Below are 25,668 nucleotides of genomic sequence, written 5' to 3'. Positions count from 1 at the left end.
CAGATCATGAAAATCAGACCCGCCCAGAAAGCCGACGCCGCCAGCCTCGCGGCCCTGTCGATTGAGGTCTGGATCGGAACCTATCTAAAGCGTGGTGTGAACGCCTTCTTTGCCGAGTTCGCACTGTCCGAGTTCACGACCGCCCGGTTCGAAGCCATATTGGAGGACGGCCAAGACCTCTTGATGGTTTCCGAAAACGAAGACGGGATCGACGGCTATATTCGGCTTGCGGAAAGTCGCGCCGCACCTGTGGACGGGCTTTCTGACCTAGAAATCGTTACGTTCTACGTCCAGCACCGCCATCAAGGTAAAGGCATCGGCTCAGCGCTGCTTGATATCGCGATTGACTACATGCGTGAAAAAGGGCGCCCGTCGATTTGGCTGACAACCAATTCCGAGAACACGCCCGCAATCGACTTCTATCTGGCCAAAGGGTTCCGGCAGGTCGGAGTCACAGATTTTCGGATCGGGGACCAAGCCTATCCGAACCAAGTTCTGGCGTTGAACACTACAACCTGATCGCGCGATCAAGCCCGGCCAATGCCGGCACCGGCCGACCGGGCAGCGTCGCCCTATGGGCCGCAGACTGGCCTTCGCTCACAGATATCCGCGATGCGACAAATCCCTCTGGCCCGTCCGCGCATTCTGCTATAGGGGTGCGCACTTGCAAACAGGATCGCAGGACACATGAGCACACGCGCCGGATTTATCGCCCTGATCGGAGAGCCCAACGCAGGCAAATCCACCCTTCTGAACCGCATGGTCGGGGCCAAGGTCTCGATCGTGACACATAAGGTGCAAACCACGCGTGCTCGCATCCGTGGCGTGGCGATGGAGGGCGATGCGCAACTGGTCTTTGTGGACACGCCGGGCCTCTTCAAACCGCGCCGCCGTCTGGACCGTGCCATGGTAGCCGCCGCTTGGGGCGGGGCTGCAGATGCGGATGTGGTCGTGCTGATGATCGAGGCGCATCGCGGTATCACCGAAGGTGTCGAACGCATCCTCGAAGGCCTGGAAGAGATCGGACAGGGCCGCACCATCGCACTTGCGATCAACAAGATCGACAAGGTGCCCTCGGAAAAGCTGCTGGCGCTGACCAGTGACCTGAATGCGCGTTATCCCTTTGCCGAGACCTTCATGATCTCGGCCGAAAAAGGCCACGGTGTCGACGACCTGCGCAATTGGCTCGCCTCGGAACTGCCCGAAGGCCCGTGGCTCTATCCAGAAGACCAGATTGCGGATCTGCCTCTGCGCATGATCGCGGCTGAGATGACGCGCGAGAAACTGACCCTGCGCCTGCATCAGGAACTGCCCTACCAGCTGACCGTCGAGACCGAGAACTGGGAAGAGCGCAAGGACGGCTCGGCCAAGATCGATCAGGTCATCTATGTTATGCGTGATGGCCACAAAGGGATTGTGCTGGGCAAACGTGGTGAGACCATAAAGGCCGTCAGTCAGGCGGCGCGTGCCGAGCTGGAAGAGTTTTTGGACCGCAAGATCCACCTGTTCTTGCAGGTGAAAGTCCGGCCAAACTGGCTGGAGGAGTCCGAGCGCTACTCGGAAATGGGTCTGGATTTCAAAGACGGCAACGCATGACCCGGGCCAAGAATTTTCGTCGAAAATTCTCAACCCCTACGGAAAGGTCAGAACCATGACCCGGCTGACAGCTGAATTCTGGGTGCATGCCTATCTGGCGCGGCTGCGGTTTCAGGAAATACCGGCTTTTGTTGTGGCGCATGGGGATGACACCGCTGGGGCGGTGCTTATCAAACTCAACACACTCAACGGGCGGGCCGCAGCCTTTCAGCGCAGTTTTGATTTGATGAGCGGCGAGCGCAAATGGGTGGAGCTCTCATCCGGCGAAGAGGCAGACGTAGATGCCGCCATCACCCGCCAACGCAGTTTTGACCCCGACCTTTGGGTAATCGAGGTGGAAGACCGCCAAGGCAGGCACCTGCTGGGTGAAGAAGGTCTGGACTAACCCGCGCCAAATGATCTTGGACGTGCGGCGCAAAGCGACTATTTTGCTTTGCAACCGGCTGAATGAAACGGCCCAATCTTCCGGGGGCCGCAGGAACAGGAGGGGGTTGAGTGGCTGAAACGCTTGCCCAGAAACTGGAAAACTCAAATCTCGGTCACTGGATGCAGCGGTTCGAGGGGTTCATGGTCTTCATCGGCGTCGTTGGCCCCTTCGCCACGCTTCCACAACTGATCAAGCTTTATTTCACCCACTCCGAACACGCGACCGGACAGTCGCTGCTGTCCTGGTCTCTGTATGCTGGGCTGTCGTTTTTGTGGTTCGCCTATGGGCTGGTGGTGGGCAAGTTGCCCATCTATGTGGGCAACGGTATCTCAATGGTGCTGAACCTGCTGATGGTTATCGGCATTCTGATTCACGCAGGTATGACGTTCTAGGGCGCGCGATCAGCCTGCATCGCTAAAATAGACAAAGCTCATCTTGTTGCCATCAGGATCGCGCGCATAAGCGCCATAGAAGTTCGGGCCATATTGAGGTCGATCTCCGGGGTCACCTTCATTTGTTCCGCCATTGGCAAGAGCCTCGGCATGCACCTCGCGAACTTCCGCTTCACTTTCGCAAAGCAAGCCAACCATGTTGCCGTTTCCAACCGTCGCGGCCTCTTTGTCAAAGGGCGTCGCGACCCACATGGACCCACCGCCCCGCAGCTCGTAACAAACAGCGTGGGGCATATATTCAGCAATAACCTTGCCGCCGATTTTGGGTACAACCGCATCGTAAAAGCTTCGCGCTTTGACGACATCATTTGAACCGATCATGACATAGTTAAGTGACATTTCTTAAATTCCTCCGTGCAGAACATAAAGTGAACACTATTGCGTGAACAGATGTCACGCAACGTGTTTTTGGTGTTCCACAGGGTCAACCTAACGCGTTTCCATCTTGAACCTGCAACGGCCATAAGATTTCCTGCGTATATATCTGGTGACCTGACGAGGCCAAACTTGGACTGGCGTGATCACGGCATTCTTCTGACTTCTCGCCGTCATGGTGAGACAGCGGCGATCATCGAGGTCTTTACCGAAGCCCATGGTCGTCACGCCGGAATTGTGCGCGGTGGCACCAGCCGCAAGATCGCCCCGATCCTGCAACCCGGCGCGCAACTGGACGTGCTTTGGCGCGCGCGGCTCGAAGAACATCTTGGCACCTTTCAGGTCGAACCCCTGCGTTCGCGCGCTGCAGCGGCGTTTTCAGGGCGGCTGGCGCTCGCCGGATTAAATGCGGTGGTGGCGCTGCTGTCCTTTTGCCTGCCCGAACGCGAGCCTCATCCGGCGATCTATCAGCAAACAGAACAGTTGATGGACCTGCTGGGTCAGGATGAGGTCTGGCCACTGGCCTATCTGCGCTGGGAACTGGCGCTGCTGGAAGAGCTGGGCTTTGGCTTGGATCTTTCGGCCTGCGCAGTGACAGGGGCGACCGAGGGGTTGGTCTATGTCTCTCCGAAAACCGGCCGCGCGGTCAGTGCGGCGGGGGCAGGGGACTGGGCCGATAAGCTGCTGCCTTTGCCCCCCTGCCTGCGCGGCGAAGGCGCGGCTCCGGATACCGAGATTGCTGAAGCCTTGCGCACGACCGGGTATTTTCTGGAAAACCATCTGGCTCCGTCGCTGGGTCATACGCCTTTGCCGGACGCACGCGCGCGATTTGTGGCGCAGTTTACTCGGCGGCTTTGAACACCATCTCGTGCCCGTCTTCATTGCGCAGGATCAGCACATCGCCGGACACCTCGGACTGGGTCATCGCCATCAGTGCGGCGAAATAAAACCCCTCGGCTTCAAGCCCGGCGCAAGCCGCGCGGGTGGCGGCAAGATCGGTGATCTCAAACCACGGGTAGGGTGCATTCAGTGTACCTGAATAGGTGTTGCACGGGGCATTGCCCTCAATCCGACCCTCTTCGGGGAATCGCAAAAGAGCGCTGGCCTCAAAAGGCTGCCCGTCGATCTCTTGCAAAGCCCATGTCTGATCCGCTGCGCCATAGGCGGCGACAGTCTCATCCTTGTCGCATTGGAACAGGGTTAAAAGGGGCAGGAACAAGGCCATACGTAACATCGCAATATCCTGTCAGTAGGGGTTCACACCGCTGATTAACTCTTCGCGCACTTCAAGGCGGGGGCGCCAGTTGTATTTGGTGTCCTCGCGCACCTGATCCCAATAAAGCACCCCGCTGTTGCGCCACGGGTCAAGGATGATGCCTTCATACATTGAATCTCCCTTAGCGCTGATCAGAGCCGAATGGTGGATGATCCGGAACGCAGTTGGAGGCGACGTGGCCCAGTGCAAATCCAGAGTGCGAAAGTTCTCTTGCTTCAAACGCGTGGTCATGGCCTGCGCCCAATCATTGCACAGACCTTTTTCGCGAAATCCGTTGATGACCTTTGCGTTGTGGATGATGGCTGGATCGGTGACGTTCCAGTCCTGTTTCAGTTGATTGGAATAGGCATAAGATATCTCGGCTGCACGCCGCGCCTCGGCAGGGTCAACCTTGGGGTCAAGCTGCTGGATCGCTTGTGCCAACTGGTCCACATCATCGGGCCCGGTGTTTGGTGCCATGGCGCATCCGGCAAGGGCCATGCAGGTGGCCAAAACTGCGATGATGATCTTCACGCTCGATTCTCCTCTGGCCAGCTTGGGCGCTGGGTTTGGTTGACGCCCTTTACCCGATTTCTGCGCTCGATCCGAGGGGGAAGTTTCGCCCATTAAGCCCTGAAACCGAGTTGTACAACTCGGAAGAAATAGGCCTGAAGATCCGTACAACACGGAAGAAAAAAGAAAACCCGGCGCAAGGCCGGGTTCAGTTGGGGAAACCGCGTCGCTTCGGGCGTCAGCCCAGCAATCGACGCGCGATGACTTGCGCCTGTATTTCTGCGGCGCCTTCAAAGATATTTAGGATGCGCGCGTCACAAAGCACGCGGCTAATTTTGTATTCCAGAGCGAAACCGTTGCCGCCATGAATCTGCAGCCCGTTATCCGCCGCAGCCCAAGCAACTCGAGCGCCCAGCAGCTTGGCCATCCCGGCCTCAAGGTCGCAACGTTGACCGTGATCTTTTTCCCAAGCAGAATAATAAGTTAGCTGTCGCGCGATCATGATCTCGACCGCCATCATCGCCAGCTTGCCCGAGACGCGAGGGAAATTGATCAGAGATTTGCCGAACTGCTTGCGGTCCTGTGCATATTGCATGGCAATGTCCAATGCACTCTGCGCTACGCCGATGGCGCGGGCAGCCGTTTGGATGCGGGCAGACTCGAAGGTTTCCATTAACTGCTTGAAACCTTTGCCTTCTTCGCCGCCCAGCAGGTTTTCGCCCTTCACTTCGAAGCCGTCAAATCCCAGCTCGTATTCCTTCATGCCACGATAACCCAACACCTCAATCTCACCACCAGTCATGCCGGGCGTGGGGAAGGGGTTCTCGTCGGTTCCAGGTGTCTTTTCGGCCAGGAACATGGACAGCCCACGATGATCGGTACTGTCGGGATTAGTCCGCGCCAACAAGGTCATAACATGGGTGCGCGCCGCGTGTGTGATCCATGTTTTATTTCCTGTTATCTTATAGTTACCATCTTCACCCTTGACGGCCCGCGTGCGCAGGCTGCCCAAATCCGATCCGGTATTGGGTTCAGTGAAAACAGCGGTTGGCAGGATCTCGGCGCTGGCCAGTTTTGGCAGCCAGTTGGCCTTTTGTTCATCCGTACCGCCCGCGATGATCAGTTCTGCGGCGATTTCGGACCGTGTGCCCAGAGAACCCACACCGATGTACCCGCGCGAAAGCTCTTCCGAGACCACACACATTGAGGCTTTGGATAGGCCGAACCCGCCGAATTCTTCGGGGATGGTCAGACCGAACACGCCCATCTCGGCCAGTTCCTCGATAATCTCGATTGGGATCAGTTCGTCCTTCAGGTGCCATTCGTGGGCATTAGGCTCAACCTTTTCAACGGCATAGCGGCGAAACTGGTCTCGGATCATCTCCAGTTCTTCGTCCAGACCAGACGCACCAAACATGGTGGCACCGGACTGGTCCTGCATCAACTCAACCAGACGCGTGCGCGCGGCCTGAGAGTTGGCTTGCGCCATCAGTGTCTGCACTTCGCTGCATTGGAATCCCGACAGAGCATCCCAGCCAAGGCCAAGATCCTGCAAACGTGCAACCTCGCCCTGGTTCATCGGAATACCACCGGCGATCTGATGCAAGTATTCCCCAAAGGCGATCTGATGCAACAGCTGCTCCATCTCGCCGAATTTACCCTCGGCCTGAAGCGCCTCGGCCCAGCGCTGCATCTGCTGCAGCGACTGGTGGTATGTGGCCAGCCAAGCCAGCCCATGTGCGGCTGTCTGATTGGCCTCGATCAGTGCGCCCGATATGCGACCTTCGCTTGTCACCTGCGCGCGAACCGATTCGACCGCCTTATCGAATACCGCTTGAACGCCGGGCAGGGCTGCTGCGCTGAGTGATAGAAGATCGGGCAAAACCGCTGGCTGCGTCATGTTCGTCACATCCTGTCCGTCATGGGCCATGAATCACGTCCTCTGCTGGGTTGTCTGGTCATATCATGCTGCACGTGCAGCGCAACAAAAATACGCAAATCATCCATAAAAAGTTCAAAAATTGCTTAGTGACTTTTGCAGTGCAGAAATTTTTTGGACTGGTATGAAGGGTCGATGGGACTGTTTTCACTTATGTCGCCGCAGGATTTCTGTCTGGCTTTGGTCGTTGCCTTCGTCGCGGGCTGGGTCAAAGGCATGGTCGGTTTTGCCATGCCAATGGTGCTTGTTTCTGGTCTTAGCATGATGCTGCCGCCTGAGCTGGCGCTGGCAGGTCTAATCTTGCCCACGCTGGTGACCAATGGGGTGCAGGCCTTGCGGGAAGGTTTACCTGCGGCGGTGGCTTCAGTTCGAAAGTTCAAGGTATTTCTGAGCGTTGGACTGGTCTGTCTATTGGCCAGCGCGCAGCTGATCAACATCTTGTCGCCCAAGGCATTTCTGCTGATCTTAGGCGCACCAGTTTCGTTCTTCGCTCTGATGCAACTACTGGGGCTGAAACTGACGCTGCAAGCGCCCTCAATGCGGGTTGAGGCTATGGTGGGTGCGGTGGCCGGTGCTGTCGGCGGCATCTCGGGCGTGTGGGGACCACCAACCGTGGCCTATCTGACAGCCTTGAATACACCGAAGAAGGATCAGATGCGGGTACAGGGCGTGATATACGGTCTGGGCGCCGTGGCGCTTATTGTGGCGCATCTGGGTTCGGGTATTCTAAGGACTGACACAGCGGTGTTCTCAGCGCTGCTGATTATCCCTGCCTTGGTGGGAATGCGCGGGGGTCAGTTTCTGCAGGATCGTATCGATCAGGCACAGTTCCGCAAACTCACTCTGCTTGTACTGCTGATTGCAGGGCTGAACCTGCTGCGCAGGGGTCTTTTGGGTTAATTGCGTCTTTCAGCAAATCGAAAGGCGAAATAGAGGCCCAACATTAGGAAAAAAAGACCTGAGATATCACCGATCAGATAGGCGATATACTCGGCCGTTGCGCTGCCGAAGGCCATGTTGGTGAGAACGGACACCAATACCGATGTGATGATTCCAACGCCCATCACGCACAGCCAGCATGGCTTCCGATCGACGCGCGGAAACAAATCCCAGCCCAACGCCTTGCAGACATAAAAAACCGCTGGAACTGTGGTGACCGCGATAGTGATCGCCAGCAATCTGCTGGGCAGAAGAACATCCCAACCGCCCACAAGGGCAAAGACGATGGCAACGCCGGGCAACAGTGCGAATATCGCCCTCCATCCCAATAACCAAGCCGACAGAACCCGCACGCCGTGCGGCAGGAACAATAAGCTGGCATAGCTGGGGTATGCGGGAAAAAACACGTTCTGAAGCGGCATCAGCACCTGGAATGTTAGGAACGATGCAGCGACATAGGCCAAAGAGGCATAGAATGTTTCAGAGGCCCATCTGCGCACGAGGTCAGCCGATTACAGATCTGGGGTGGCGATCACCTGGGCGCATGAACCAGATACCGTCCGCGATTGGCGCTACCGCTTTGCGACAGATAACCCTTTTGAACCAGAGATTTCAGCGCGCGGAAAAATGTCGGGCGAGATACGCTTTTGACCAGCGTGTGTTCGATCAGACCAAAGGTGCGTACTTCGCGATCATCTTTCGACAGTTCTTCGGCGGCATAGTAGATGTCGCGCTCAACCGGTGAGAGTTCTTCCAGCCCAAGAGTGCGCTCCATGCTTTGCATCAGTTTGCGCAGTTCGGTGAGTTTTGAGATTTCAGTCATTACTTGCCTATAGTTTCCGTGACGGACCGAGGCAGTTCGAAAGGCTGACCTTTTGAACACATCACGCCGACACCCATCCCCGTGTAGAAATAATCATTACCTTGTTGAACGGCCCGAGACATGATGTGAGTAAGCTAGCCCGGATCGCCCGATGTTCAAATTTAACAGAAGCCGCTGCCAAAGGACGCCGGGCTTCGAAGCGTCTTGGGTAAATTGCGATAGCGCATGTTGCACGTTATCGCAATGAACTTGTCTGTGTGCACACAAGGTGCCGAAGCGTAAGCTTTGGTGGGTCAGGGGCCATGATGGCCCCTGAATTCGATCAACCGATCGCGACAGCTTTGATGTCTTCGTCGATGAAGGGCAGGTACTGCTCGAAGTTTTCCGCGAACATGTGCACCAGCTTTTCCGCCTGTCTGTCGAACGCTTCCTGATCGTCCCAGGTGCGGCGCGGATCCAGCAAGACCTCGGGCACACCAGGGACAGAGACCGGCACATCGAAGCCGAAATTGGCGTCCTTGCGGAATTCCGCATCAGTCAGTGATCCTTCCAGCGCAGCCGTCAGCAGCGCGCGGGTGGCCTTGATTGGCATGCGACTGCCCACGCCGTAGGCACCTCCAGTCCAGCCGGTGTTGACCAACCAGCAGGTCGCACCATGCTGAGCAATCTTATCGCGTAGAAGGTTGCCATAAGCCTCGGGGCGGCGTGGCATAAAGGGCGCGCCAAAGCAGGTCGAGAAGGTGGGCTGCGGTTCGGTCACGCCACGTTCGGTCCCGGCGACCTTCGAGGTAAAGCCGGAAAGGAAGTGATACATCGCCTGCGCAGGCGTCAACCGAGCGATCGGAGGCAAAACGCCGAACGCATCGCAGGTCAACATGATGATGTTCTTAGGATGCCCGCCCAATGCAGTTTTCGACGCGTTGGAGATGTATTCCAACGGGTAGGCGCAGCGCATATTCGCAGTCAGAGAGTCGTCGTTGAAATCCAGCTCTTTGGTCTCGGGATCAAAAACCATGTTCTCGATCACGGTGCCAAATTTCGAGGTGGTGGCGTAGATTTCTGGTTCGGCCTCGGCGTTCAGGTTGATGGTCTTGGCATAGCAACCACCTTCAAAGTTGAAGGTGCCTCGATCCGACCAACCGTGTTCGTCATCACCGATCAGGGTGCGCGACGGGTCAGCAGACAGGGTGGTCTTGCCGGTGCCGGAAAGGCCGAAGAATACGGCAGTGTCGACCGGGTTGCCTACCGCGTGGTTGGCCGAACAGTGCATCGGCATCACGCCTTTTTCGGGCAGCATGTAGTTCAGCAGGGTGAAGACGGACTTCTTGTTCTCGCCGGCGTATTCGGTGCCGCCGATCAGGATCAGCTTGCGGTCAAAGTTCAGTGCAATCACCGTTTCGCTGCGGCAGCCATGCTTTTTGGGGTCCGCCTGGAAGCTGGGACAGTTGATGATAGTAAAGTCAGCCGTGAAATCATCCAGATCCTCACGATCCGGGCGGCGCAGCAGGTGACGGATGAACAGGTTGTGCCACGCCAGCTCGGTTACCATGCGCACATTGATCGAGTAGCTGGGGTCAGCCCCACCCACGAGGTCCTGCACGAAGTAGTCGCGGCCTTTCATATGGGTCAGCATATCTTCATAGAGCGCGTCAAAACCTTCAGGGCTCATGGCGGCGTTGTTTTCCCACCAGATGCTGTCAGCAACACTGTCTGTCTTGACGACATGCTTGTCCTTGGGCGAGCGGCCAGTGAATTTGCCGGTGGTGACCAGAAAGGCGCCGCCATTGCCAAGGGTGCCTTCGCCGCGCTTCAGCGCTTCTTCGATCAGCGCCGGTTCCATGAAGTTGTAATAGACATTGCCCAGACCCTCGATGCCCTGATCTTCGAGGCGGAATTGCGGGTTAACCCGTCCAGATGTCATGTGTGTCTTCTCCTGTGGCGGCGCGAGGGCCTTGGGCCGGGTGCACCATTGGGGCGGATACCGGAAAGAGCCGGCGGTCAAGCGCCTCTTATCACGGTATTTTGGGACATGAACAGGAGGGTTGGGGGTAGTTAGCGCAACCAAGTTGAGGTTTAGCGCCATCACGATTTGTCTGCCGTAAATCAAGGCAGCTATTTGGGCGCAGCAAGGCAAATTTGCCGCATACCTGCCGCAAGAATGGCACGATTCGAGGTTACGAGTTGATTCGGTGGCTCAAAACCGCCAACAATGCCTTACAAAAAAGCGTATTATTGCGCGAGTGAGCAGGAATAGGGGTGAACCCGATGTCAAAGATTGCACTGGTGGACGACGACAGAAATATCCTGACGTCCGTGTCCATGACACTCGAAGCCGAAGGGTTTGAGGTCGAAACATACAACGATGGTCAGGCTGCGCTGGACGCTTTCAACAAAAAGCTGCCAGACATGGCCGTACTGGATATCAAGATGCCGCGGATGGACGGCATGGATCTTCTGCAAAGGCTGCGGCAGAAAACCCAGATGCCCGTGATTTTTCTGACCTCCAAAGATGACGAGATTGACGAGGTTCTGGGTCTGCGCATGGGTGCAGATGACTACGTCAAAAAACCATTCTCTCAGCGGCTGCTGGTCGAACGGATTCGCGCCTTGTTGCGCCGTCAGGAAGCGGTCGATGGCGATGTGACCAACGCGGCCTCGGGCGATACAAAAGTGATGGAGCGGGGCGAGCTGCGGATGGACCCGCTGCGCCACGCAGTCAGCTGGAAAGGCAATGATGTCTCGCTGACAGTTACCGAGTTTCTGCTGCTGCAGGCCTTGGCGCAACGTCCGGGCTTTGTCAAAAGTCGCGATCAGCTGATGGATGTGGCTTATGATGATCAGGTCTACGTGGATGACCGCACCATTGACAGTCATATCAAGCGACTGCGTAAGAAGATGCGCGCAGCCGATCCCGAGTTTTCGGCGATAGAAACGCTGTACGGTATCGGGTATCGTTATAACGAAGAATAGGCGCGGCCGTTTTATCAAGCCGAAGGGGTCTCGTGCGCGATACTGAACAAGCCAACCAAGTGCACGACGCAGACGTCGTTCTTGGGGATGACTGGGTCATCCCCCAAGACCCTGATGCTGCCGAGCTACAGGCCAAGCGTTCGCGACGAAACCTGTTTTCTATGCGCTATTCGCCCCTGGCGCGCAGGATCATCACCTTCAACCTCATTGCCCTTGTCATTTTGGTGGCAGGGCTGCTGTATCTGGACGACACGCGAAAAGAACGGGTTCAACAAACCGCGCAGAACCTGGTCGGTGATGCGCAACTTGTCAGCAACGTTTTTGAAACCCAGCTGCGTCAACCCTCTGCCAATGGTGCAGGCACATTGGATGTCCGTGATACGCTAGCGGGTCTCAGCTTGCCCGAAGGCGGCGAGGTTTTTGTTTATGACGGCACGGGCACTCTGATCGGTTGGACACGCGGGGCGTCCATGGCCGACAAATTGCCCAGCCTTTTGCATCAGGACGCCGACAGCGCCACTGGAAGCACTTTGATCAGCGACGCATTGAATGCGGTTTGGAATGGTGTGTCTGCGGTCTTTAGCGGTTCTTCCGAAAGCGAGGCTCCGACGCTGGCGCAACGGGTGCAGGAAATGATCCCGCAGGCGCTGAACGGCGGATTGCAAGTACAGGCCGTGCACGACGATAAAGGCAAGACGGTGATTGTCGCCGTGGCCCCGATCCTATTGGACGATACGCCTGTGGGTGCCGTTGCTATGGCGGGCCCGGCGGGCGAGATCGATGCGCTGGCCCGCAAGGAGCAAGAGCGGATCCTGCAGATGTTTGTGGTGGCACTGCTGGTCTCGATCGGTCTGAGCCTCGTTTTGGCCTCAACGATTGCCAATCCTCTTGCTGATCTGGCCGCCGCTGCCGAGATGGGCAAGGACCGCGGAGCCGGAGTGAACCCCGGACGTATCCGCATCCCGGATCTCAGTGCGCGTCCGGATGAAATCGGCCGTCTGAGCCAGGCTTTGCGCGGGATGGTCACGGCGCTTTATAACCGCATTGACGCGAACGAACAATTTGCGGCCGATGTCGCGCATGAGATCAAGAACCCACTGGCGAGCCTGCAATCCGCCGTGGGCACCATGCGCATGGTCAAACGCGATGATCAGCGCGAAAAGCTATTGGGCGTGATTGAGCATGATGTGCGGCGATTGGATCGACTGGTCAGCGATATCTCGAACGCATCGCGGCTGGACGCGGAACTGGTGAAAGAAGAAGAGCAGCCCTTTGATCTGCTCAATCTGCTTGGGAACATAAGCCAGTTTCTGGGTGAAGATGCCCGTTCGAAAGGCATCGAATATATCACAGACCTTCCCTCGGACCCCATCGTGGTCAACGGGCTCGAGGCGCGTCTGGCGCAGGTCTTTGTCAACCTGATCACCAATGCGATTTCGTTCTGCGAGGACAAAGACGCCATCCGGGTCTGGGTCCGCCGTCGTGACAACCGCGTGCTCGTGGTGGTTGAAGACACCGGTCCCGGCATTCCTGATCAGGCGCTGACCAAGATCTTCAAGCGTTTCTACTCCGAACGCCCCGAAGAGCATTTCGGCAACAATTCGGGCCTTGGATTGGCGATTTCGAAACAAATCGTCGAGGCGCATGGTGGTGTGATCTGGGCAGAAAACATCCGTCCGACCGAAGCCGATATCACCTCGGACCCGCTAGGTGCACGGTTTGTTGTCGGGCTTCCCGTCTAAGTTATGAGCACCACCCCACTTTCTGAGATAGCGGATCAAGGGTCGGCCTGCATTCATGGGACCTGTATTGCGGTTCAGGAAAAGGGCTTATTGATCATTGGCGCCTCGGGTACGGGCAAATCTTCTTTGGCGCTACAGATGATGGCGCTTGGGGCGCAGCTTGTCGCGGATGACCGGGTCGAATTGACTGGACAGGCCGATCACGTGATGGCAGCTGGACTTCCGCAGATCCGCGGCCTAATTGAAGCGCGCGGCATCGGGTTACTGCGAGCTGAAGCCGCGAGGCCGGTCCGATTGGCATTTGTTGTGGATATGGACCAACCCGAGCCCGCGCGATTACCTGAACCCGCTGAAATTCTTGTGTTGAAGCAAACTGTTCCCTTGCTTCGGGGGGCTGGCGTGCCCAATTTGGCTGCAGGACTTATTCAACTTGTGAAAATGGGGCGCGTAGCCCCGGAATGGCCGAATACATGACAGCACAACAGCGCGTCGTTCTGATAACAGGTCCTTCCGGTGCAGGGCGATCGACCGCAATTCATGTGCTTGAAGATCTGGGGTTCGAGGCGATTGACAACCTGCCGATGGGGTTGCTGGCTCGCCTCGTCGACAATTCGGAGCCTGCGCGCCCAATGGCTTTGGGTATCGACGCGCGCAACCGCGATTTTTCAACCACCGGGTTTATCGAACTTGCCGCCAAACTGGGCCGGATGGAGAATGTCGACCTGACGATCCTCTATCTGGATTGCCGGGACGAGGTGCTGCTGCGTCGCTTCTCGGAGACCCGCCGCCGTCACCCGGTTGCGACTGATGCCAGCCCGGAAACCGGCATTTGTCAGGAAAAGGAACTGTTAGCCCCAATTCGCGAGTTTGCCGACACGCTGATCGACACCAGCGCGTTGAATGTGCATCAGCTGCGGGAAGAGGTCGAACGCTGGTTCGCCCCAAAGGGCGGGCGGCATCTGGCGGTGTCGATCGAATCCTTCTCGTACAAGCGGGGCTTGCCGCGCGGTTTGGACATGGTGTTCGATTGCCGGTTTCTGGCCAATCCATACTGGCGGCCTGAACTGCGGGATGCGGATGGTCGAAACTCGGATGTGGCGGCCTATGTTCAATCAGATGCAAACTATGGCGTCTTCTTTGACCGGGTGGTCGACCTGCTGATCGAACTGCTTCCGGCCTTCCGTGAGGAAGGCAAAGCGCACCTTTCAGTTGCATTTGGGTGCACCGGAGGGCAGCACCGCTCGGTCGCGGTGGCTGAAGCAGTTGCAAAGGCCCTTGCAGAAGGGGGGCAGCAGGTGGCAATTAGGCATCGCGAAATGGAACGACGCGCGTTGAATGTGAGGCCGGAGTGATCGGGATCGTTATTGTTGCACATGGTGGGTTGGCTCAGGAGTATCTTGCGGCCACGCAGCATGTGGTTGGAAAGCAACCCGGACTGGTGGCCATCCCGATAGAAGCCGACCATGATCGCGAAGCGAAACAAGTTGAAATCTGCCGCGCGGCGGACGAGGTCGATATGGGCGATGGCGTCGTTGTGGTGACCGATCTGTTCGGCGGCAGCCCCTCGAATCTGAGTCTGCGCGCATGTGCGCCACAAGACCGGCGAATCCTTTACGGGGCCAACCTTCCCATGCTGATCAAACTGGCCAAAAGTCGCCACTTGCCACTGGCCGAGGCCGTGCGTTTGGCTTTGGAAGCTGGACGAAAGTACATCAATGCGCAAAATGTGACATTGGATTGACACCGGATAGATTCATATGACGACCAAGAGTTTGAAAATTATCAATGAAAAGGGCCTTCACGCCCGCGCTTCTGCCAAGCTGGTCGAGGTGGTCGAAGGCTTTGATGCGCGCGCCGAGGTGTCACGAGACGGGCTTTCTGCCTCGGGCGACAGTATCATGGGCCTTTTGATGTTGGCAGCGTCGCGCGGAAGCACTATTGACGTCGAGACGTCCGGCCCGGATGCTGAGGCGTTGGCAGAGGCTTTGGAAACATTGGTGAACGATAAGTTCGGCGAAGGGTTCTGACAGCCACGACACCAAGGACGGAAAGACAAGGCAATTGGCGGAAACCACGCACGATACCAAGACAGGTCCTGTAGTGGATCACGACACCGATCAGGGTGAAATCTACGACCGCAGAACCCTGACCTACGCCAACTCGTTTGACGATGCCTGGACGTCTACGGCCATTCGCGCCATCGAATGGTGCACAGGCAAGCTGACCATCTTGCGCATGGTCAACAAGTTCGAGAAGCAGAACGAACGCTATCGAGGTCAGAAGTTCTGGGGCGGTGCGCTCAAGACCATGGGTATCGAGCTGACAACCCCAGCCGAACAGATCGCCCGCATCCCAAAAGAAGGCCCCGTAGTGGTCGTCGCGAACCATCCGCACGGCATGGTTGATGGCATGATCTTCGCTGAACTCATCGGCCGGGTCCGCAGTGACTATCGCATCCTGACCCGCTCAGTCCTGACTGGGTTGGATGAAGCTGCGACCTCATTCATGATCCCGGTGCCGTTCCCGCATGATCCTGAAGCGCAGGCCAAGATGCTCGAGATGCGCAGCAAGACGATGAAACATCTGGCAGATGGGGGCGTTGTCGCGTTATTCCCGTCAGGTGTTGTGATGTCTTCGGATGATTGGTTCGGACCAGCCATCGAGCGGGAGTGGAATGTCTTCACCGCGAAGATGATCCGTAGGTCGGGTGCCAAGGTCGTGCCGATCTTCTTCCCCGGCAGCAACTCGCGCTGGTATCAAATTGCCAACCGGATATCGCCCATCCTGCGCCAGGGCCTACTGCTGCACGAAATCGTCCGATCCTGCAACAGGCCCCAGTCTCCGGTGATCGGTGACCCGATTTCGGATAAAGACATGGACCTGCTGGAACGCGACCCCCGCGGTTTCATGGCATGGCTCCGTGATCACACCATGGCGCTGGGCAAGACGCTCAAATCCTGATCCGCCCCTTCATCTGGCCACAAATATCTCGGGAGTGAATTGAGCCATAGGCTCAAGAGAGGGCTGGCCCTCTCAGATTCTACCGTGTGGGTACCGGAACCTCGCCTCGATAATCATAAAACCCGCGTTCGGTTTTGCGTCCCAGCCATCCGGCCTCGACATATTTCGTCAACAGCGGGCAGGGACGATACTTGGTGTCTGCCAGTCCGTCATGTAACACGTTCATGATCGCCAGACAGGTATCCAAGCCGATGAAGTCCGCCAGTTCCAATGGGCCCATAGGGTGGTTTGCGCCTAGTTTCATCGATTGGTCAATGGACTGCACATTCCCGACACCTTCATACAATGTGTAAACCGCCTCATTGATCATGGGCATCAGAATGCGATTCACGATAAAGGCCGGAAAATCTTCGGCGCTGGCTGAGGTTTTGCCAAGCCGGTCCACTACGGCTTTACAGGAATTAAAGGTTGCTTCATCGGTGGCGATGCCCCGGATCAACTCGACGAGCTGCATCACAGGGACCGGGTTCATGAAGTGGAATCCCATGAAACGTTCGGGCCGGTCGGTGCGGCTGGCCAGCCGGGTAATTGAGATCGACGAAGTGTTCGATGTCAGGATCGTATGTGGCTGTAGGTGCGGCAACAGGTCTTCAAAGATTGCCTGTTTCACCGTTTCCCGCTCGGTCGCGGCTTCGATTACAAGATCGGTCTGCCCCAAATCCGGCAGATTCAGCGTCGTCGTGATCCGACCCAACGCGGATTTCACTGCATCATCCGAGATTTTGCCGCGCGACGCTTGACGCGCCAGGTTGGTTTCAATGGTTGCCATCGCGCTGTTTAGCGCGTCCTGGCTGACATCGTTCAGTAGAACATCATACTCTGCCAACGCCATAACATGAGCAATCCCGTTGCCCATCTGTCCAGCGCCGATCACTCCGACTGATTTTACGTCCATTTGTTCGATGCCCTTGTTCGCAGAATATGGCGACATTATCGGCAGTTCCCTATGGGCGGCAAGGGGACGGGGACAGTCAATTTCGCTTCAAATGCGCGCATTAGGATTTTCTCAAGACTTGCGGCGGCAAAATGGCGGTCGGGTGAATATTTGGGTGAGTGTGATGAGCTATCAATCGATCAATGCGGTCCATTCCGCGGAAACGACGTGCGAATATGAAAATTCGAAACTACGTTTCAGGGGCCCCCAAAGGGCGTTGAACAACCCCTATGTGGCATGTTTGGGGGGCGAAGAGACTTTTGGCCGTTTCGTGGAAACCCCCTTTCCCAATGAGTTGGAACGTCGTCTGGATCGTCGATGCCTCAACCTTGGCAGCCTGTTCTGCGGTGTCGAAGCGTTGACGCAGGACAAAGGGCTACTGGAGATCGCAAACCGATCTGATATCTGCGTCCTGCAGTTACCCGGAATGCTGGGGCTATCGAACCGATTCTACCGGGTGCACCCACGACGCAATGACCGTTTCGTTGCGCCAAATACCGATCTGGTTGCGCTGTATCCCGAAGAAGATTTTACGGATGTCCATTTTGTACAGCACTTGCTGACCCGCCTGTCGGCACGCTCGGATGCCCGTATTGAACTTGTGGAACAAGAGTTGCGCAATGTCTGGATCGAAAAGCTCGGCAAGTTTCTTGCAGAAGTAGGCCCGCCCGTCCTGCTTTTGCATCTGCAAGTGGAGAGAAGCGATTTGGATTCGACACCGGGTGACGGCTTTGCAATCAACCCCGAGATGATTGAGCCTTTGAGGCCCCATTGTACGGATATTTTGTCCTTGCAGGTTCAGGTATCCGGCGTATCGAATGAGCTTGAAGACATGTTGTTTGGCACACTGCAACAACCGATTGCCGAGCATATGATCGGCCCAGCCACACATCGCAATATCGCTGTCTCACTTGCCCAAGTGATCAACGACCTGGGCGTATAAACAGCAAAGGCCCGCCAGTGGCGGACCTTCTAAGATTTTTCGTCGAAAAATCTTTGTCGGAAATCAGCCGAGTTTTTCGGTGAGTTCCGGCACGGCCTGGAACAGGTCTGCGACCAGACCGAAGTCTGCGACCTGGAAGATCGGCGCTTCTTCGTCCTTGTTGATCGCAACGATGACCTTGGAGTCCTTCATGCCCGCCAGGTGCTGGATCGCACCCGAGATGCCGACTGCAACGTAAAGGTCAGGGGCAACAACCTTGCCGGTCTGACCCACCTGCCAGTCGTTCGGGGCGTAGCCCGAGTCAACTGCGGCGCGTGAGGCACCAACGGCGGCTCCCAGCTTATCGGCCAGGCCTTCGATCAGTTTGAAGTCGTCTTCCGAGCCAACACCACGGCCACCTGAAACAACAACACCAGCCGAAGTCAGTTCAGGACGGTCGCTTTCAGCAACCTTGTCCTCGACCCACGACGACAGGCCGGGGTTTTCGCCGACCGAGATGGTCTCGACCGCCGCCGAACCACCTTCGCCCGCCGCATCGAAGCTGGCGGTCCGGATGGTCACGACTTTCTTGGCGTCGTTCGATTTCACGGTCTGGATCGCGTTACCCGCATAGATCGGACGCTCGAAAGTGGTGGCATCGACCACGCCGGACGCGTCCGAGATCACCATCACGTCCAGCAGGGCTGCAACGCGCGGCATCACGTTCTTGGCGTCGGTGGTGGCAGGGGCAACGATATGCTCGTACCCATCGGCCAGACCCACGATCAGGGCTGCGGTCGATTCCGCCAGGCGATGACCCAGCGAGGCGTCTTCGGCCACTAGAACCTTGGATACGCCATCGATCTTGGCAGCGGCCTCACTAGCAGCAGCGGCAGAACCACCTGCGGCCAGAACGGTGATGTCGCCCAGCGATTTGACAGCCGCTACGGTCTTGGCGGTGGCGTCAACCGACAGCTCACCATTGTTAACCTCTGCGAGAAGAAGAACAGCCATTACACAGCCCCCGCTTCTTTGAGTTTCTCGACCAGCTCATCAACCGAGCCCACGATGATACCAGCAGCACGTGCCGGCGGCTCTTCGGTCTTGACGATTTCCAGACGCGGAGTGACGTCGACGCCATAATCGGCGGCGGTTTTTTCATCCAGCGGCTTTTTCTTCGCCTTCATGATGTTCGGCAGCGACGCGTAGCGCGGCTCGTTCAGGCGCAGGTCGACGGTCACGATGGTTGGCATTTTGACGGAGATGGTCTGCAGACCGCCGTCAACCTCACGGGTGATCTTGGCAGTGTCGCCTTCGATGTCCAGCTCGGATGCGAAAGTGCCTTGGCTCCAGCCCAGCAGGGCCGACAGCATCTGACCAGTGGCGTTCATGTCATTGTCGATCGCCTGCTTGCCCGCCAGAACGATGCCGGGCTGCTCTTCTTCGACCACTTTGGCGAGGATCTTGGCAACTGCAAGCGGTTCGATGTCCTGATGCACGTCATCCGCCGCGACAACCAGAATGGCACGGTCGGCGCCCATGGCCAGTGCGGTCCGCAGGGTTTCCTGCGACTGTTTCACACCGATCGAAACGGCAACAACCTCATCGGCCTTGCCCGCCTCTTTCAGGCGGATCGCCTCTTCCACGGCAATTTCGTCGAACGGGTTCATCGACATTTTTACATTGGCGAGATCAACGCCGCTGCCATCCGCTTTCACACGAACTTTCACGTTGTAGTCAATCACGCGCTTGACAGGCACGAGTACCTTCATTTTTGCGTATGCTCCTTACAAAAACGGCAAGCCGCGCAGCGACTCCACCAATGCTCTCGCTGGCTTAGATAGCGGGTCGTGATGTTCTGCGACAGAGCAAAATCGTCACGTCATGGTTTCGAGACGTCGCGTTTTGTCATTTTTTGGACCAGAAACGAAATTTAGTTTCCCGACGGCAGGCGCGATCACCGGTTTGCGCCGGGAATCCAGAGCACATCATCGTGCCCGCCGTTGTTGGCACAGCGCGCGGCGACAAAGAACCAATCGCTCAGGCGGTTGAGGTATTTGACAGCCACCTCATTGACCGGCTCCATGTTTGTCAGCTCAACCGCCAACCGCTCGGCCCTGCGCGAAACTGTTCTGCACACATGCAGATGCGCGGCCAAACGTGAGCCACCGGGCAGGATGAAACTGCGCAAGGGCTGGAGCGCTTCATTCATCGCATCGATCTCGGCTTCAAGCCGGTCGATCTGAGCGGAAACGATACGCAGGGGCGGGTAGTCGGCCTCGGCATCCTTATCCATGTCGGGGCGGCAGAAATCGGCACCCAGATCAAACAGGTCATTCTGGATACGGGACAGGGCGGCTTCGACTTCTCCGTCTGCTTCGGTCCGTGCCACGCCGACAAAGGAATTAAGCTCATCCACAGTGCCATAGGCCGCGACACGCCCGGAATATTTGGCAACGCGCTCACCATTGCCCAGAGCGGTTTTCCCATCATCGCCGGTGCGCGTGTAAATCTTGTTGAGAACGACCATGCCTTACCCTCCCTGCCCACGCAGATAGACGTAAAGTACGATCAGCAGCACCGCAATGAACTGAAACAGGATACGCAGGCGCATCAGCTTGTTGCTTTTCAGCGCGGCTTCTTTGCCGGGTTTTCCAAAATTGGCAATGCCCATCACCAGCACGACGACGACCGCCGCCATGGCCAGAAGCAGTATGACCATCGTCAGGTCCATAGCTCACCGTCCGTGTTTGTTCAGTTGTTGAGCCGTCATCTAGCGTTGATAGCGGCAAAAGCGAACAGGTAATTTCGCCTCATATGTCCGAGAGGATGCGATCAATGGCCCGGGTAGGCAGAATACGGCGCAGATATCCGGCGATATAGGTGGGCGTCGTCACATAGTATCGCGGACGTGGGCGCTTGGATTCAACCGCATGCGCCAATTTGGCGGTAACAGCCGAGGCAGGCAGTTCGAACTTGTCAGGTCCGGAGGATTCGTAGAGGCGTTTCAGCAGCGTATCCTCGTATCTCTGTCGCAGGGCTGAGCTTTTCCAGTCAATAAAGCGTTCGAAGACAGGGATCGCGTTCACACGGATCTTCGAGGTGACCGGGCCTGGTTCGATCAGGATGACCTTGATGTCGGTGTCTCGTAGCTCTAGGCGCAAGGTATCGGTCAGGCCTTCGATGGCGTATTTGGTGGCGACGTATGCCCCGCGCCAGGGAAACGCGACCAGTCCCAACACTGATGAGTTCTGCACGATGCGCCCATGGCCCTGAGCCCGCATCACGGGAATCACTTGCCGGGTCAGTTCGTGCCAGCCAAATACGTTGGTCTCGAAAATTAGGCGAAGCCCTTCGATTGGGACATCTTCAACCGCGCCGGGAAGGCCGTGAGCGCCATTGTTGAACAACGCATCCAGCGTGCCACCGGTCGCGTCCAAAACCTGCTGCAGGCCTGAGGTAATGCTATCGGAATCGGTATAGTCGATCAGCGGGCTGTCGAAACCCTGTGCCCGTAGCCGATCACAGTCACGCTGTTGACGGCATGAGGCAAAAACGCGCCAACCGCGCGCGCGCATCCCGTGCGCCGCGTCCAGACCTATCCCGGATGAGCAGCCTGTGATCAGAATCGATTTCTGCATATTGCCCCCGCCTGTGTACTTCGCCCATAGCTATGGCGAGCTTTAGGTCAGGACAATGACACAGTTGCGTCAGTTTGTTGGTTTCCGAACCAGTGAGGCAGAAATCCAACCCACCCGCTGATCAGGGTATAACCGCAACCGCAGCCAGCCGGTGCCGGAATCGCTGAGAACCTCAACGCGCTGGCCAAGTTTGGCTTTGGCGATGATGGGGTAAATCGTTCCGGGCCCATCGCGCATATTGACCCGCGTGCCCGAGATTTCGCGGATATCTTTCTCGGGCTCGATGACCTGATTCACAGGTGTGATGTCATCCTGCACCTCGGCCTCGACCTGCAACAGTCCGGCGGCTCCGTCTTCAAGCGAAGCCAGAGTAAAGCTGACGCCGTTCTCGTCAAATGCAGAGAACTGAGACAGCGGATCGTTGGTGACTTGTGACAGGACGACCGCGGCATCCTCCTCTACTTGTGGCTCGGGCTGAGCGCGCGCCTGTACAATGCGCGCGGCAACGTTGGTCACAAGGTCTTCAGCCCGAGGTGCGTGGTCGTCTTTAGCCCGAGGTGCGTGGTCGGATGCAGGCTCATGTTCTGGCACAGAGGCAACGCGAACCGGTTGCTCGGTGCGGGTGCCGCGCGGTTCGAAATCCGGGCCCCCGCTCATCACATAGAAGCTCCAGCCAAGCATGGCGAAAGTGATAACAATAACACGCTTCATGGCGCACCCCCTGGCAATCGTAACATCAATAAAAGGCAGCAGTCTTAATGTTCGAAAGCCTACCATAGATTCAGCTTCGAGTCGAAAAGCGGGGGAAATCCGATACTTGCCTCCCCCTGTTGCAAAAAGCCCGACTTGTCCCCAGCAAATTATGCGCCGATTGCTTTACCCGCGCGCGCTTGCGTCGTATCACATCATGTATGAACGATACGATCGACGACCCCAATATGGAGACCCCTGACAATGGGGGCGAGGTAGCCGAGCCGCTGCGCCGCGCAATTGGCGAGCGCTACCTGACCTACGCGCTTTCCACCATCATGCACCGCGCTTTGCCAGATGCGCGCGATGGATTGAAGCCGGTTCACCGGCGAATCCTCTACGCGATGCGCGAGTTGCGACTCAGTGCGACGGGCGGTTTCCGTAAGTCAGCGAAAATCTCTGGCGACGTGATGGGTAACTATCACCCTCATGGCGACGCGGCGATTTACGACGCAATGGCGCGCTTGGCACAGGACTTCAACGTCCGATATCCACTGGTCGACGGGCAGGGGAATTTTGGCAATATCGACGGCGATAATCCGGCGGCCTCTCGATACACCGAGGCGCGGATGACCATCGTTGCCGAAGCCCTGTTGGAAGGGTTGAACGAAGACGCTGTCGATTTCCGCGACAACTATGACGGCACACTGACCGAACCGGTCGTGTTGCCCGCACAGTTCCCGAATCTACTGGCCAATGGCGCAAGCGGCATCGCGGTGGGCATGGCGACTAATATCCCGCCGCATAATATTTCTGAGTTGTGCGACGCTTGTCTGCATCTGATCAAGACGCCGGATGCGCGTGACGATACGCTATTGAATTATGTTCCCGGCCCGGATTTTCCGACCGGCGGCGTCATTGTCGAGCCGCCCGAAAATATCGCACAGGCCTACCGCACCGGGCGTGGATCCTTCCGGCTGCGCTGTAAATACGAGGTTGAAGATCTGGGGCGTGGCCAGTGGCAGATCATCGTCACCGAGATTCCCTATCAGGTTCAGAAATCCAAGCTGATCGAAAAGATCGCGGAACTGATCCAGACCAAGAAGATCCCGATCCTCGCCGATGTCCGCGACGAATCCGCTGATGACATCCGCCTGATCCTTGAACCACGTTCTAAGAACGTGGACCCCGAGGTGCTGATGGGCATGCTCTATCGCAACTCGGACCTTGAGGTGCGCTTCAGCCTCAACATGAACGTGCTGATCGACGGGGTGACGCCTAAGGTCTGTTCGATGAAGGAAGTGCTGCGCGCGTTCCTTGACCACCGGCAAGAGGTGCTGATCAGGCGGTCGCGTCACCGTATGGCCAAGATCGACCACCGCCTTGAGGTATTGGAGGGCTTTATCGTCGCCTTCCTGAACCTCGACCGGGTGATCGATATCATCCGCTACGACGACGACCCCAAGGCCGCTCTGATGCGCGAAGATTGGGGCATCGATCACGTCCGCGCAACCGATGAGTCCGACTATATCTCGCCCAAACCGGGTGAGGGTGAGTTGTCCGAAGTTCAGGTCGACGCCATCCTCAACATGCGCCTGCGTAGCTTACGCCGTCTGGAGGAGATGGAGCTAGTCCGCGAACGCGACGAGCTGATGCTGGAACGCGCCAATCTCGAAGACCTGCTGGCTGATCCCGCCTTGCAATGGGCCAAGATCGCTGAGCAACTCAAAGAGACCAAGAAGACCTTCGGCAAAGACTATGAAGGCGGCGCGCGCCGGACACAATTTGCCGAGGCAGGTCAGGTCGAGGAAGTGCCGCTTGAGGCGATGATCGACAAGGAACCGATCACGGTCGTCTGCTCTCAGATGGGTTGGATCAGGGCAATGACCGGCCATATCGATCTGAAGCGCGAGTTGAAGTTCAAAGATGGTGACGGCCCGCGTTTCATTTTCCACGCGGAAACTACGGACCGCCTTCTGGTCTTTTCGTCAAATGGCCGATTCTATACCGTCAGCGCCGCTAACCTGCCTGGCGGGCGTGGCATGGGCGAACCGCTACGTCTGATGGTCGACCTGCCGAACGAGGCGCAGATTATCGACATCCTGATCCACAAACCGGGGCGCAAGCTGCTTGTGGCCTCGGATGCGGGCAACGGCTTTATGGTGCCGGAAGATGACGTTCTGGCGCAGACCCGGAATGGCAAACAGGTGCTGAACGTCAAAGGAGACGAGACGGCGATGATCTGTAAGCCGGTTGAGGGCGATCATGTTGCTGTTGTCTCGCAGAACGGGAAATTCCTAGTGTTCCCGACAGAGGAACTGCCCGAGATGACCCGTGGTAAGGGTGTCCGCTTGCAGAAGTACAACATGGCGCGTGGGCGGCAGGGCACACTGGAATTGGATGGTGGGTTATCCGATATCACCACCTTCAACTGGGAAGAGGGCCTGAAATGGTCCATGGGCGGCGACAAAACCCGGCACGAGGCGGATATGTCCCAATGGTTGGCCAAGCGTGCGGGTGTTGGGAAAAAAGCACCTTATGGCTTTCCGAGGGATTACAAGTTCTCGTGATATGCTGTCCGCTTGGTGAAAATCTGCCGATACGGCTTGGCACAACCCGTATCGGTGCGCTACATCCAAAGAAAACAGGCCTATCGAGACGAGAGACATGCTGCGCATTCTGACACTGATCACCGGGTTGGCCCTGATGGGCGCATGCACCCAAACGCAGGTTTATGAAGACCCCGAGTCGCTGGGTGAATTCAAGCTACGCGTGAATTATGCCTTTGCGGAAAAGGCCGTTCAGGGACCGGTTTCGCGGGATGCTACGCCGGATGAATGGACCAAAGCGATCCAGAATGCAGTGGACATCAGGCTTGGCCGGTATGAAGGTTCACAGGAATACGACATTGGCATCAGTCTCGAGGGCTACATGTTGGCACCTCCGGGAATTCCTGTGATTTACAACCCCAAAAGCACCGCCATCGTTCTGGTAAACGTCTATGACGTTGAAAAGAAAGAGTTCCTTGCTAAAGGCAAGCAATTTCAGGTGCTCGAAGATACCACCGGTGAAAGCGCCCTTACAGGATCAGGAAATGCGCGCACCCGAGAAGAACAGATGAACGGTCTGGCCTTGAAGGTTGCCGACCGGGTTGAGGAGTGGCTGGCCGAAGAGCACAAGGATGATGGCTGGTTTGACAAGCGTCCCAGCTTGATCCAGCCGCTTGAAACTGAAGCTGTCACACAAAATCCGGCGTGATGGATGCATTTCCCTCAGGATGTGCTTGATTTTCCCCCCTGAACCAAATATCTCGCGCGCGCAGATGTAACCACGGGACCAAGGGTCCCCCAAATTGCAAAAAGGGCGCCTGAGGAATGGCAAAGGAAAAGTTTGAGCGTAATAAGCCGCACGTCAACATCGGCACGATTG

31 protein-coding genes are annotated in these 25,668 nt (G+C 57.0%); 16 read left to right on the top strand and 15 right to left on the bottom strand.

All coding sequences use genetic code 11. The features are described 5' to 3' along the window. The first annotated feature begins 6 nt into the window (after positions 1-6). From AC2TEM_RS15150 to AC2TEM_RS15135, 4 genes are all read left to right on the top strand, one after another. A complete protein-coding gene (locus AC2TEM_RS15150; RefSeq protein ID WP_170425217.1) occupies positions 7-519 on the top strand; it encodes a GNAT family N-acetyltransferase in 513 nt (170 codons plus the stop codon). A 168-nt stretch (positions 520-687) separates the two neighbouring features. Continuing rightward, positions 688-1,596 carry a GTPase Era gene (gene era, locus AC2TEM_RS15145; RefSeq protein WP_170425220.1) on the top strand — a complete coding sequence of 303 codons (909 nt, stop codon included), beginning with the start codon at positions 688-690 and terminating at the stop codon, positions 1,594-1,596. A gap of 55 nt (positions 1,597-1,651) precedes the next feature. Then, complete coding sequence (locus AC2TEM_RS15140; RefSeq protein ID WP_170402292.1) at positions 1,652-1,981, top strand: DUF1491 family protein; 330 nt, start codon at positions 1,652-1,654, stop codon at positions 1,979-1,981. Between the two features lie 110 nt (positions 1,982-2,091). Further along, positions 2,092-2,415 carry a SemiSWEET transporter gene (locus AC2TEM_RS15135; RefSeq protein WP_170392607.1) on the top strand — a complete coding sequence of 108 codons (324 nt, stop codon included), beginning with the start codon at positions 2,092-2,094 and terminating at the stop codon, positions 2,413-2,415. A 9-nt stretch (positions 2,416-2,424) separates the two neighbouring features. On the opposite strand, the gene AC2TEM_RS15130 is transcribed toward AC2TEM_RS15135, so the two are convergent. Continuing rightward, positions 2,425-2,814: a VOC family protein gene (locus tag AC2TEM_RS15130; protein ID WP_170402289.1), complete on the bottom strand. Its 390-nt coding sequence runs from the start codon at positions 2,812-2,814 to the stop codon at positions 2,425-2,427. Between the two features lie 168 nt (positions 2,815-2,982). Here AC2TEM_RS15130 and recO point away from each other — a divergent pair, with 168 nt between their 5' ends. Further along, positions 2,983-3,708, top strand: a complete 726-nt coding sequence (gene recO / locus AC2TEM_RS15125) for a DNA repair protein RecO (protein WP_170392605.1) — start codon at positions 2,983-2,985, stop codon at positions 3,706-3,708. Here recO and AC2TEM_RS15120 read toward each other — a convergent pair. The 3 genes from AC2TEM_RS15120 to AC2TEM_RS15110 all read right to left on the bottom strand — a co-directional run bounded on the left by AC2TEM_RS15120 (position 3,692) and on the right by AC2TEM_RS15110 (position 6,548). Next, positions 3,692-4,084: an META domain-containing protein gene (locus AC2TEM_RS15120; protein ID WP_170425223.1), complete on the bottom strand. Its 393-nt coding sequence runs from the start codon at positions 4,082-4,084 to the stop codon at positions 3,692-3,694. The two genes, recO and AC2TEM_RS15120, sit on opposite strands and share 17 nt — an antisense overlap. A gap of 12 nt (positions 4,085-4,096) precedes the next feature. Continuing rightward, on the bottom strand, positions 4,097-4,639 hold the full coding sequence (locus AC2TEM_RS15115; protein WP_170402284.1) for a hypothetical protein: 543 nt from the start codon (positions 4,637-4,639) through the stop codon (positions 4,097-4,099). A 217-nt stretch (positions 4,640-4,856) separates the two neighbouring features. After that, complete coding sequence (locus tag AC2TEM_RS15110) at positions 4,857-6,548, bottom strand: acyl-CoA dehydrogenase family protein (RefSeq protein WP_170425226.1); 1,692 nt, start codon at positions 6,546-6,548, stop codon at positions 4,857-4,859. Positions 6,549-6,692: 144 nt separating this feature from the next. Here AC2TEM_RS15110 and AC2TEM_RS15105 point away from each other — a divergent pair, with 144 nt between their 5' ends. Continuing rightward, complete coding sequence (locus AC2TEM_RS15105) at positions 6,693-7,457, top strand: sulfite exporter TauE/SafE family protein (protein ID WP_170425229.1); 765 nt, start codon at positions 6,693-6,695, stop codon at positions 7,455-7,457. Here AC2TEM_RS15105 and AC2TEM_RS15100 read toward each other — a convergent pair. The 3 genes from AC2TEM_RS15100 to AC2TEM_RS15090 form a co-directional block, all read right to left on the bottom strand. Next, a complete protein-coding gene (locus AC2TEM_RS15100) occupies positions 7,454-7,996 on the bottom strand; it encodes a hypothetical protein (protein WP_255611805.1) in 543 nt (180 codons plus the stop codon). The genes AC2TEM_RS15105 and AC2TEM_RS15100 overlap by 4 nt on opposite strands. Positions 7,997-8,028: 32 nt before the next feature. Continuing rightward, complete coding sequence (locus AC2TEM_RS15095; RefSeq protein WP_170392600.1) at positions 8,029-8,319, bottom strand: hypothetical protein; 291 nt, start codon at positions 8,317-8,319, stop codon at positions 8,029-8,031. A gap of 322 nt (positions 8,320-8,641) precedes the next feature. Beyond that, positions 8,642-10,240, bottom strand: coding sequence for a phosphoenolpyruvate carboxykinase (locus tag AC2TEM_RS15090; protein WP_170392599.1), 1,599 nt, complete (start codon positions 10,238-10,240; stop codon positions 8,642-8,644). A gap of 344 nt (positions 10,241-10,584) precedes the next feature. Here AC2TEM_RS15090 and AC2TEM_RS15085 point away from each other — a divergent pair, with 344 nt between their 5' ends. From AC2TEM_RS15085 to AC2TEM_RS15055, 7 genes are read left to right on the top strand one after another with little or no spacing between them, the layout of a single operon-like run. Continuing rightward, the gene (locus tag AC2TEM_RS15085; RefSeq protein WP_170392598.1) at positions 10,585-11,289 is read left to right on the top strand and encodes a response regulator transcription factor; all 705 of its coding nucleotides are present in this window, start codon (positions 10,585-10,587) and stop codon (positions 11,287-11,289) included. Positions 11,290-11,321: 32 nt separating this feature from the next. Beyond that, a complete protein-coding gene (locus AC2TEM_RS15080) occupies positions 11,322-13,031 on the top strand; it encodes a sensor histidine kinase (protein ID WP_170392597.1) in 1,710 nt (569 codons plus the stop codon). A gap of 3 nt (positions 13,032-13,034) precedes the next feature. Then, on the top strand, positions 13,035-13,505 hold the full coding sequence (locus tag AC2TEM_RS15075; RefSeq protein WP_170392596.1) for a phosphoenolpyruvate carboxykinase (ATP): 471 nt from the start codon (positions 13,035-13,037) through the stop codon (positions 13,503-13,505). Beyond that, on the top strand, positions 13,490-14,383 hold the full coding sequence (gene rapZ / locus AC2TEM_RS15070) for an RNase adapter RapZ (protein ID WP_170425235.1): 894 nt from the start codon (positions 13,490-13,492) through the stop codon (positions 14,381-14,383). The genes AC2TEM_RS15075 and rapZ overlap by 16 nt, the downstream gene beginning before the upstream one ends. Then, entirely contained in the window at positions 14,380-14,772 is a 393-nt protein-coding gene (locus AC2TEM_RS15065; RefSeq protein ID WP_170392594.1) for a PTS sugar transporter subunit IIA, read from the top strand. Before rapZ ends, AC2TEM_RS15065 begins: the two co-directional genes overlap by 4 nt. Positions 14,773-14,788: 16 nt before the next feature. Then, a complete protein-coding gene (locus tag AC2TEM_RS15060) occupies positions 14,789-15,058 on the top strand; it encodes an HPr family phosphocarrier protein (protein WP_170392593.1) in 270 nt (89 codons plus the stop codon). Between the two features lie 34 nt (positions 15,059-15,092). Next, positions 15,093-15,992, top strand: a complete 900-nt coding sequence (locus AC2TEM_RS15055) for a lysophospholipid acyltransferase family protein (RefSeq protein ID WP_170392592.1) — start codon at positions 15,093-15,095, stop codon at positions 15,990-15,992. A 79-nt stretch (positions 15,993-16,071) separates the two neighbouring features. Here AC2TEM_RS15055 and AC2TEM_RS15050 read toward each other — a convergent pair whose 3' ends face one another. Beyond that, positions 16,072-16,947 carry a 3-hydroxybutyryl-CoA dehydrogenase gene (locus AC2TEM_RS15050; protein ID WP_170392931.1) on the bottom strand — a complete coding sequence of 292 codons (876 nt, stop codon included), beginning with the start codon at positions 16,945-16,947 and terminating at the stop codon, positions 16,072-16,074. A 163-nt stretch (positions 16,948-17,110) separates the two neighbouring features. Here AC2TEM_RS15050 and AC2TEM_RS15045 point away from each other — a divergent pair, with 163 nt between their 5' ends. Then, positions 17,111-17,929: a DUF6473 family protein gene (locus AC2TEM_RS15045; protein WP_480790572.1), complete on the top strand. Its 819-nt coding sequence runs from the start codon at positions 17,111-17,113 to the stop codon at positions 17,927-17,929. A 63-nt stretch (positions 17,930-17,992) separates the two neighbouring features. Here the strand turns inward: AC2TEM_RS15045 and AC2TEM_RS15040 are convergent, their stop codons facing one another. The 6 genes from AC2TEM_RS15040 to AC2TEM_RS15015 form a co-directional block, all read right to left on the bottom strand. After that, on the bottom strand, positions 17,993-18,922 hold the full coding sequence (locus AC2TEM_RS15040; protein ID WP_480856286.1) for an electron transfer flavoprotein subunit alpha/FixB family protein: 930 nt from the start codon (positions 18,920-18,922) through the stop codon (positions 17,993-17,995). Continuing rightward, positions 18,922-19,680, bottom strand: a complete 759-nt coding sequence (locus AC2TEM_RS15035) for an electron transfer flavoprotein subunit beta/FixA family protein (protein WP_170425241.1) — start codon at positions 19,678-19,680, stop codon at positions 18,922-18,924. Before AC2TEM_RS15035 ends, AC2TEM_RS15040 begins: the two co-directional genes overlap by 1 nt. Positions 19,681-19,865: 185 nt before the next feature. Next, positions 19,866-20,438, bottom strand: coding sequence for a cob(I)yrinic acid a,c-diamide adenosyltransferase (locus tag AC2TEM_RS15030; protein WP_170425243.1), 573 nt, complete (start codon positions 20,436-20,438; stop codon positions 19,866-19,868). A 3-nt stretch (positions 20,439-20,441) separates the two neighbouring features. Beyond that, positions 20,442-20,642 (bottom strand): twin transmembrane helix small protein, encoded by a 201-nt coding sequence (locus tag AC2TEM_RS15025; protein ID WP_170392587.1) that lies wholly within the window; start codon positions 20,640-20,642, stop codon positions 20,442-20,444. 79 nt (positions 20,643-20,721) lie between these two features. Continuing rightward, positions 20,722-21,549, bottom strand: a complete 828-nt coding sequence (locus tag AC2TEM_RS15020; protein ID WP_170392586.1) for an SDR family NAD(P)-dependent oxidoreductase — start codon at positions 21,547-21,549, stop codon at positions 20,722-20,724. 69 nt (positions 21,550-21,618) lie between these two features. Continuing rightward, the gene (locus tag AC2TEM_RS15015; protein WP_480454364.1) at positions 21,619-22,260 is read right to left on the bottom strand and encodes an SH3 domain-containing protein; all 642 of its coding nucleotides are present in this window, start codon (positions 22,258-22,260) and stop codon (positions 21,619-21,621) included. 200 nt (positions 22,261-22,460) lie between these two features. Between AC2TEM_RS15015 and parC the strand changes: the two genes are divergently transcribed. Beyond that, positions 22,461-24,809: a DNA topoisomerase IV subunit A gene (parC, locus tag AC2TEM_RS15010; RefSeq protein WP_480856285.1), complete on the top strand. Its 2,349-nt coding sequence runs from the start codon at positions 22,461-22,463 to the stop codon at positions 24,807-24,809. A gap of 97 nt (positions 24,810-24,906) precedes the next feature. After that, on the top strand, positions 24,907-25,497 hold the full coding sequence (locus tag AC2TEM_RS15005; RefSeq protein ID WP_170392584.1) for a hypothetical protein: 591 nt from the start codon (positions 24,907-24,909) through the stop codon (positions 25,495-25,497). Here the strand turns inward: AC2TEM_RS15005 and AC2TEM_RS15000 are convergent. Beyond that, positions 25,478-25,668, bottom strand: a 191-nt coding sequence (locus AC2TEM_RS15000; RefSeq protein ID WP_480856284.1) for a hypothetical protein, incomplete at its 5' end; no start/stop codon positions are given. The genes AC2TEM_RS15005 and AC2TEM_RS15000 overlap by 20 nt on opposite strands.

The sequence above is a fragment of the Ruegeria sp. HKCCD3925 genome (assembly GCF_057221175.1).
The sequence above is the reverse complement of the archived record's forward strand: the minus strand, read 5'-3'. Positions and strand labels throughout refer to the sequence as shown.

What these genes read in the sequence shown, in the direction of transcription:
- AC2TEM_RS15150 (WP_170425217.1), top strand. Translation starts at nt 7, where the DNA reads ATGAAAATCAGACCCGCCCAGAAAGCCGACGCCGCCAGCCTCGCGGCC.
- AC2TEM_RS15090 (WP_170392599.1), bottom strand. Translation starts at nt 10,240, where the DNA reads ATGACATCTGGACGGGTTAACCCGCAATTCCGCCTCGAAGATCAGGGC.
- AC2TEM_RS15045 (WP_480790572.1), top strand. Translation starts at nt 17,111, where the DNA reads ATGAGCTATCAATCGATCAATGCGGTCCATTCCGCGGAAACGACGTGC.
- AC2TEM_RS15005 (WP_170392584.1), top strand. Translation starts at nt 24,907, where the DNA reads ATGCTGCGCATTCTGACACTGATCACCGGGTTGGCCCTGATGGGCGCA.
- AC2TEM_RS15075 (WP_170392596.1), top strand. Translation starts at nt 13,035, where the DNA reads ATGAGCACCACCCCACTTTCTGAGATAGCGGATCAAGGGTCGGCCTGC.
- AC2TEM_RS15040 (WP_480856286.1), bottom strand. Translation starts at nt 18,922, where the DNA reads ATGGCTGTTCTTCTTCTCGCAGAGGTTAACAATGGTGAGCTGTCGGTT.
- AC2TEM_RS15105 (WP_170425229.1), top strand. Translation starts at nt 6,693, where the DNA reads ATGGGACTGTTTTCACTTATGTCGCCGCAGGATTTCTGTCTGGCTTTG.
- AC2TEM_RS15020 (WP_170392586.1), bottom strand. Translation starts at nt 21,549, where the DNA reads ATGCAGAAATCGATTCTGATCACAGGCTGCTCATCCGGGATAGGTCTG.
- AC2TEM_RS15110 (WP_170425226.1), bottom strand. Translation starts at nt 6,548, where the DNA reads ATGGCCCATGACGGACAGGATGTGACGAACATGACGCAGCCAGCGGTT.
- AC2TEM_RS15035 (WP_170425241.1), bottom strand. Translation starts at nt 19,680, where the DNA reads ATGAAGGTACTCGTGCCTGTCAAGCGCGTGATTGACTACAACGTGAAA.
- AC2TEM_RS15120 (WP_170425223.1), bottom strand. Translation starts at nt 4,084, where the DNA reads ATGTTACGTATGGCCTTGTTCCTGCCCCTTTTAACCCTGTTCCAATGC.
- AC2TEM_RS15015 (WP_480454364.1), bottom strand. Translation starts at nt 22,260, where the DNA reads ATGAAGCGTGTTATTGTTATCACTTTCGCCATGCTTGGCTGGAGCTTC.
- AC2TEM_RS15095 (WP_170392600.1), bottom strand. Translation starts at nt 8,319, where the DNA reads ATGACTGAAATCTCAAAACTCACCGAACTGCGCAAACTGATGCAAAGC.
- AC2TEM_RS15085 (WP_170392598.1), top strand. Translation starts at nt 10,585, where the DNA reads ATGTCAAAGATTGCACTGGTGGACGACGACAGAAATATCCTGACGTCC.
- era (WP_170425220.1), top strand. Translation starts at nt 688, where the DNA reads ATGAGCACACGCGCCGGATTTATCGCCCTGATCGGAGAGCCCAACGCA.
- AC2TEM_RS15025 (WP_170392587.1), bottom strand. Translation starts at nt 20,642, where the DNA reads ATGGACCTGACGATGGTCATACTGCTTCTGGCCATGGCGGCGGTCGTC.
- AC2TEM_RS15060 (WP_170392593.1), top strand. Translation starts at nt 14,789, where the DNA reads ATGACGACCAAGAGTTTGAAAATTATCAATGAAAAGGGCCTTCACGCC.
- AC2TEM_RS15050 (WP_170392931.1), bottom strand. Translation starts at nt 16,947, where the DNA reads ATGGACGTAAAATCAGTCGGAGTGATCGGCGCTGGACAGATGGGCAAC.
- AC2TEM_RS15030 (WP_170425243.1), bottom strand. Translation starts at nt 20,438, where the DNA reads ATGGTCGTTCTCAACAAGATTTACACGCGCACCGGCGATGATGGGAAA.
- parC (WP_480856285.1), top strand. Translation starts at nt 22,461, where the DNA reads ATGAACGATACGATCGACGACCCCAATATGGAGACCCCTGACAATGGG.
- rapZ (WP_170425235.1), top strand. Translation starts at nt 13,490, where the DNA reads ATGGCCGAATACATGACAGCACAACAGCGCGTCGTTCTGATAACAGGT.
- AC2TEM_RS15130 (WP_170402289.1), bottom strand. Translation starts at nt 2,814, where the DNA reads ATGTCACTTAACTATGTCATGATCGGTTCAAATGATGTCGTCAAAGCG.
- AC2TEM_RS15140 (WP_170402292.1), top strand. Translation starts at nt 1,652, where the DNA reads ATGACCCGGCTGACAGCTGAATTCTGGGTGCATGCCTATCTGGCGCGG.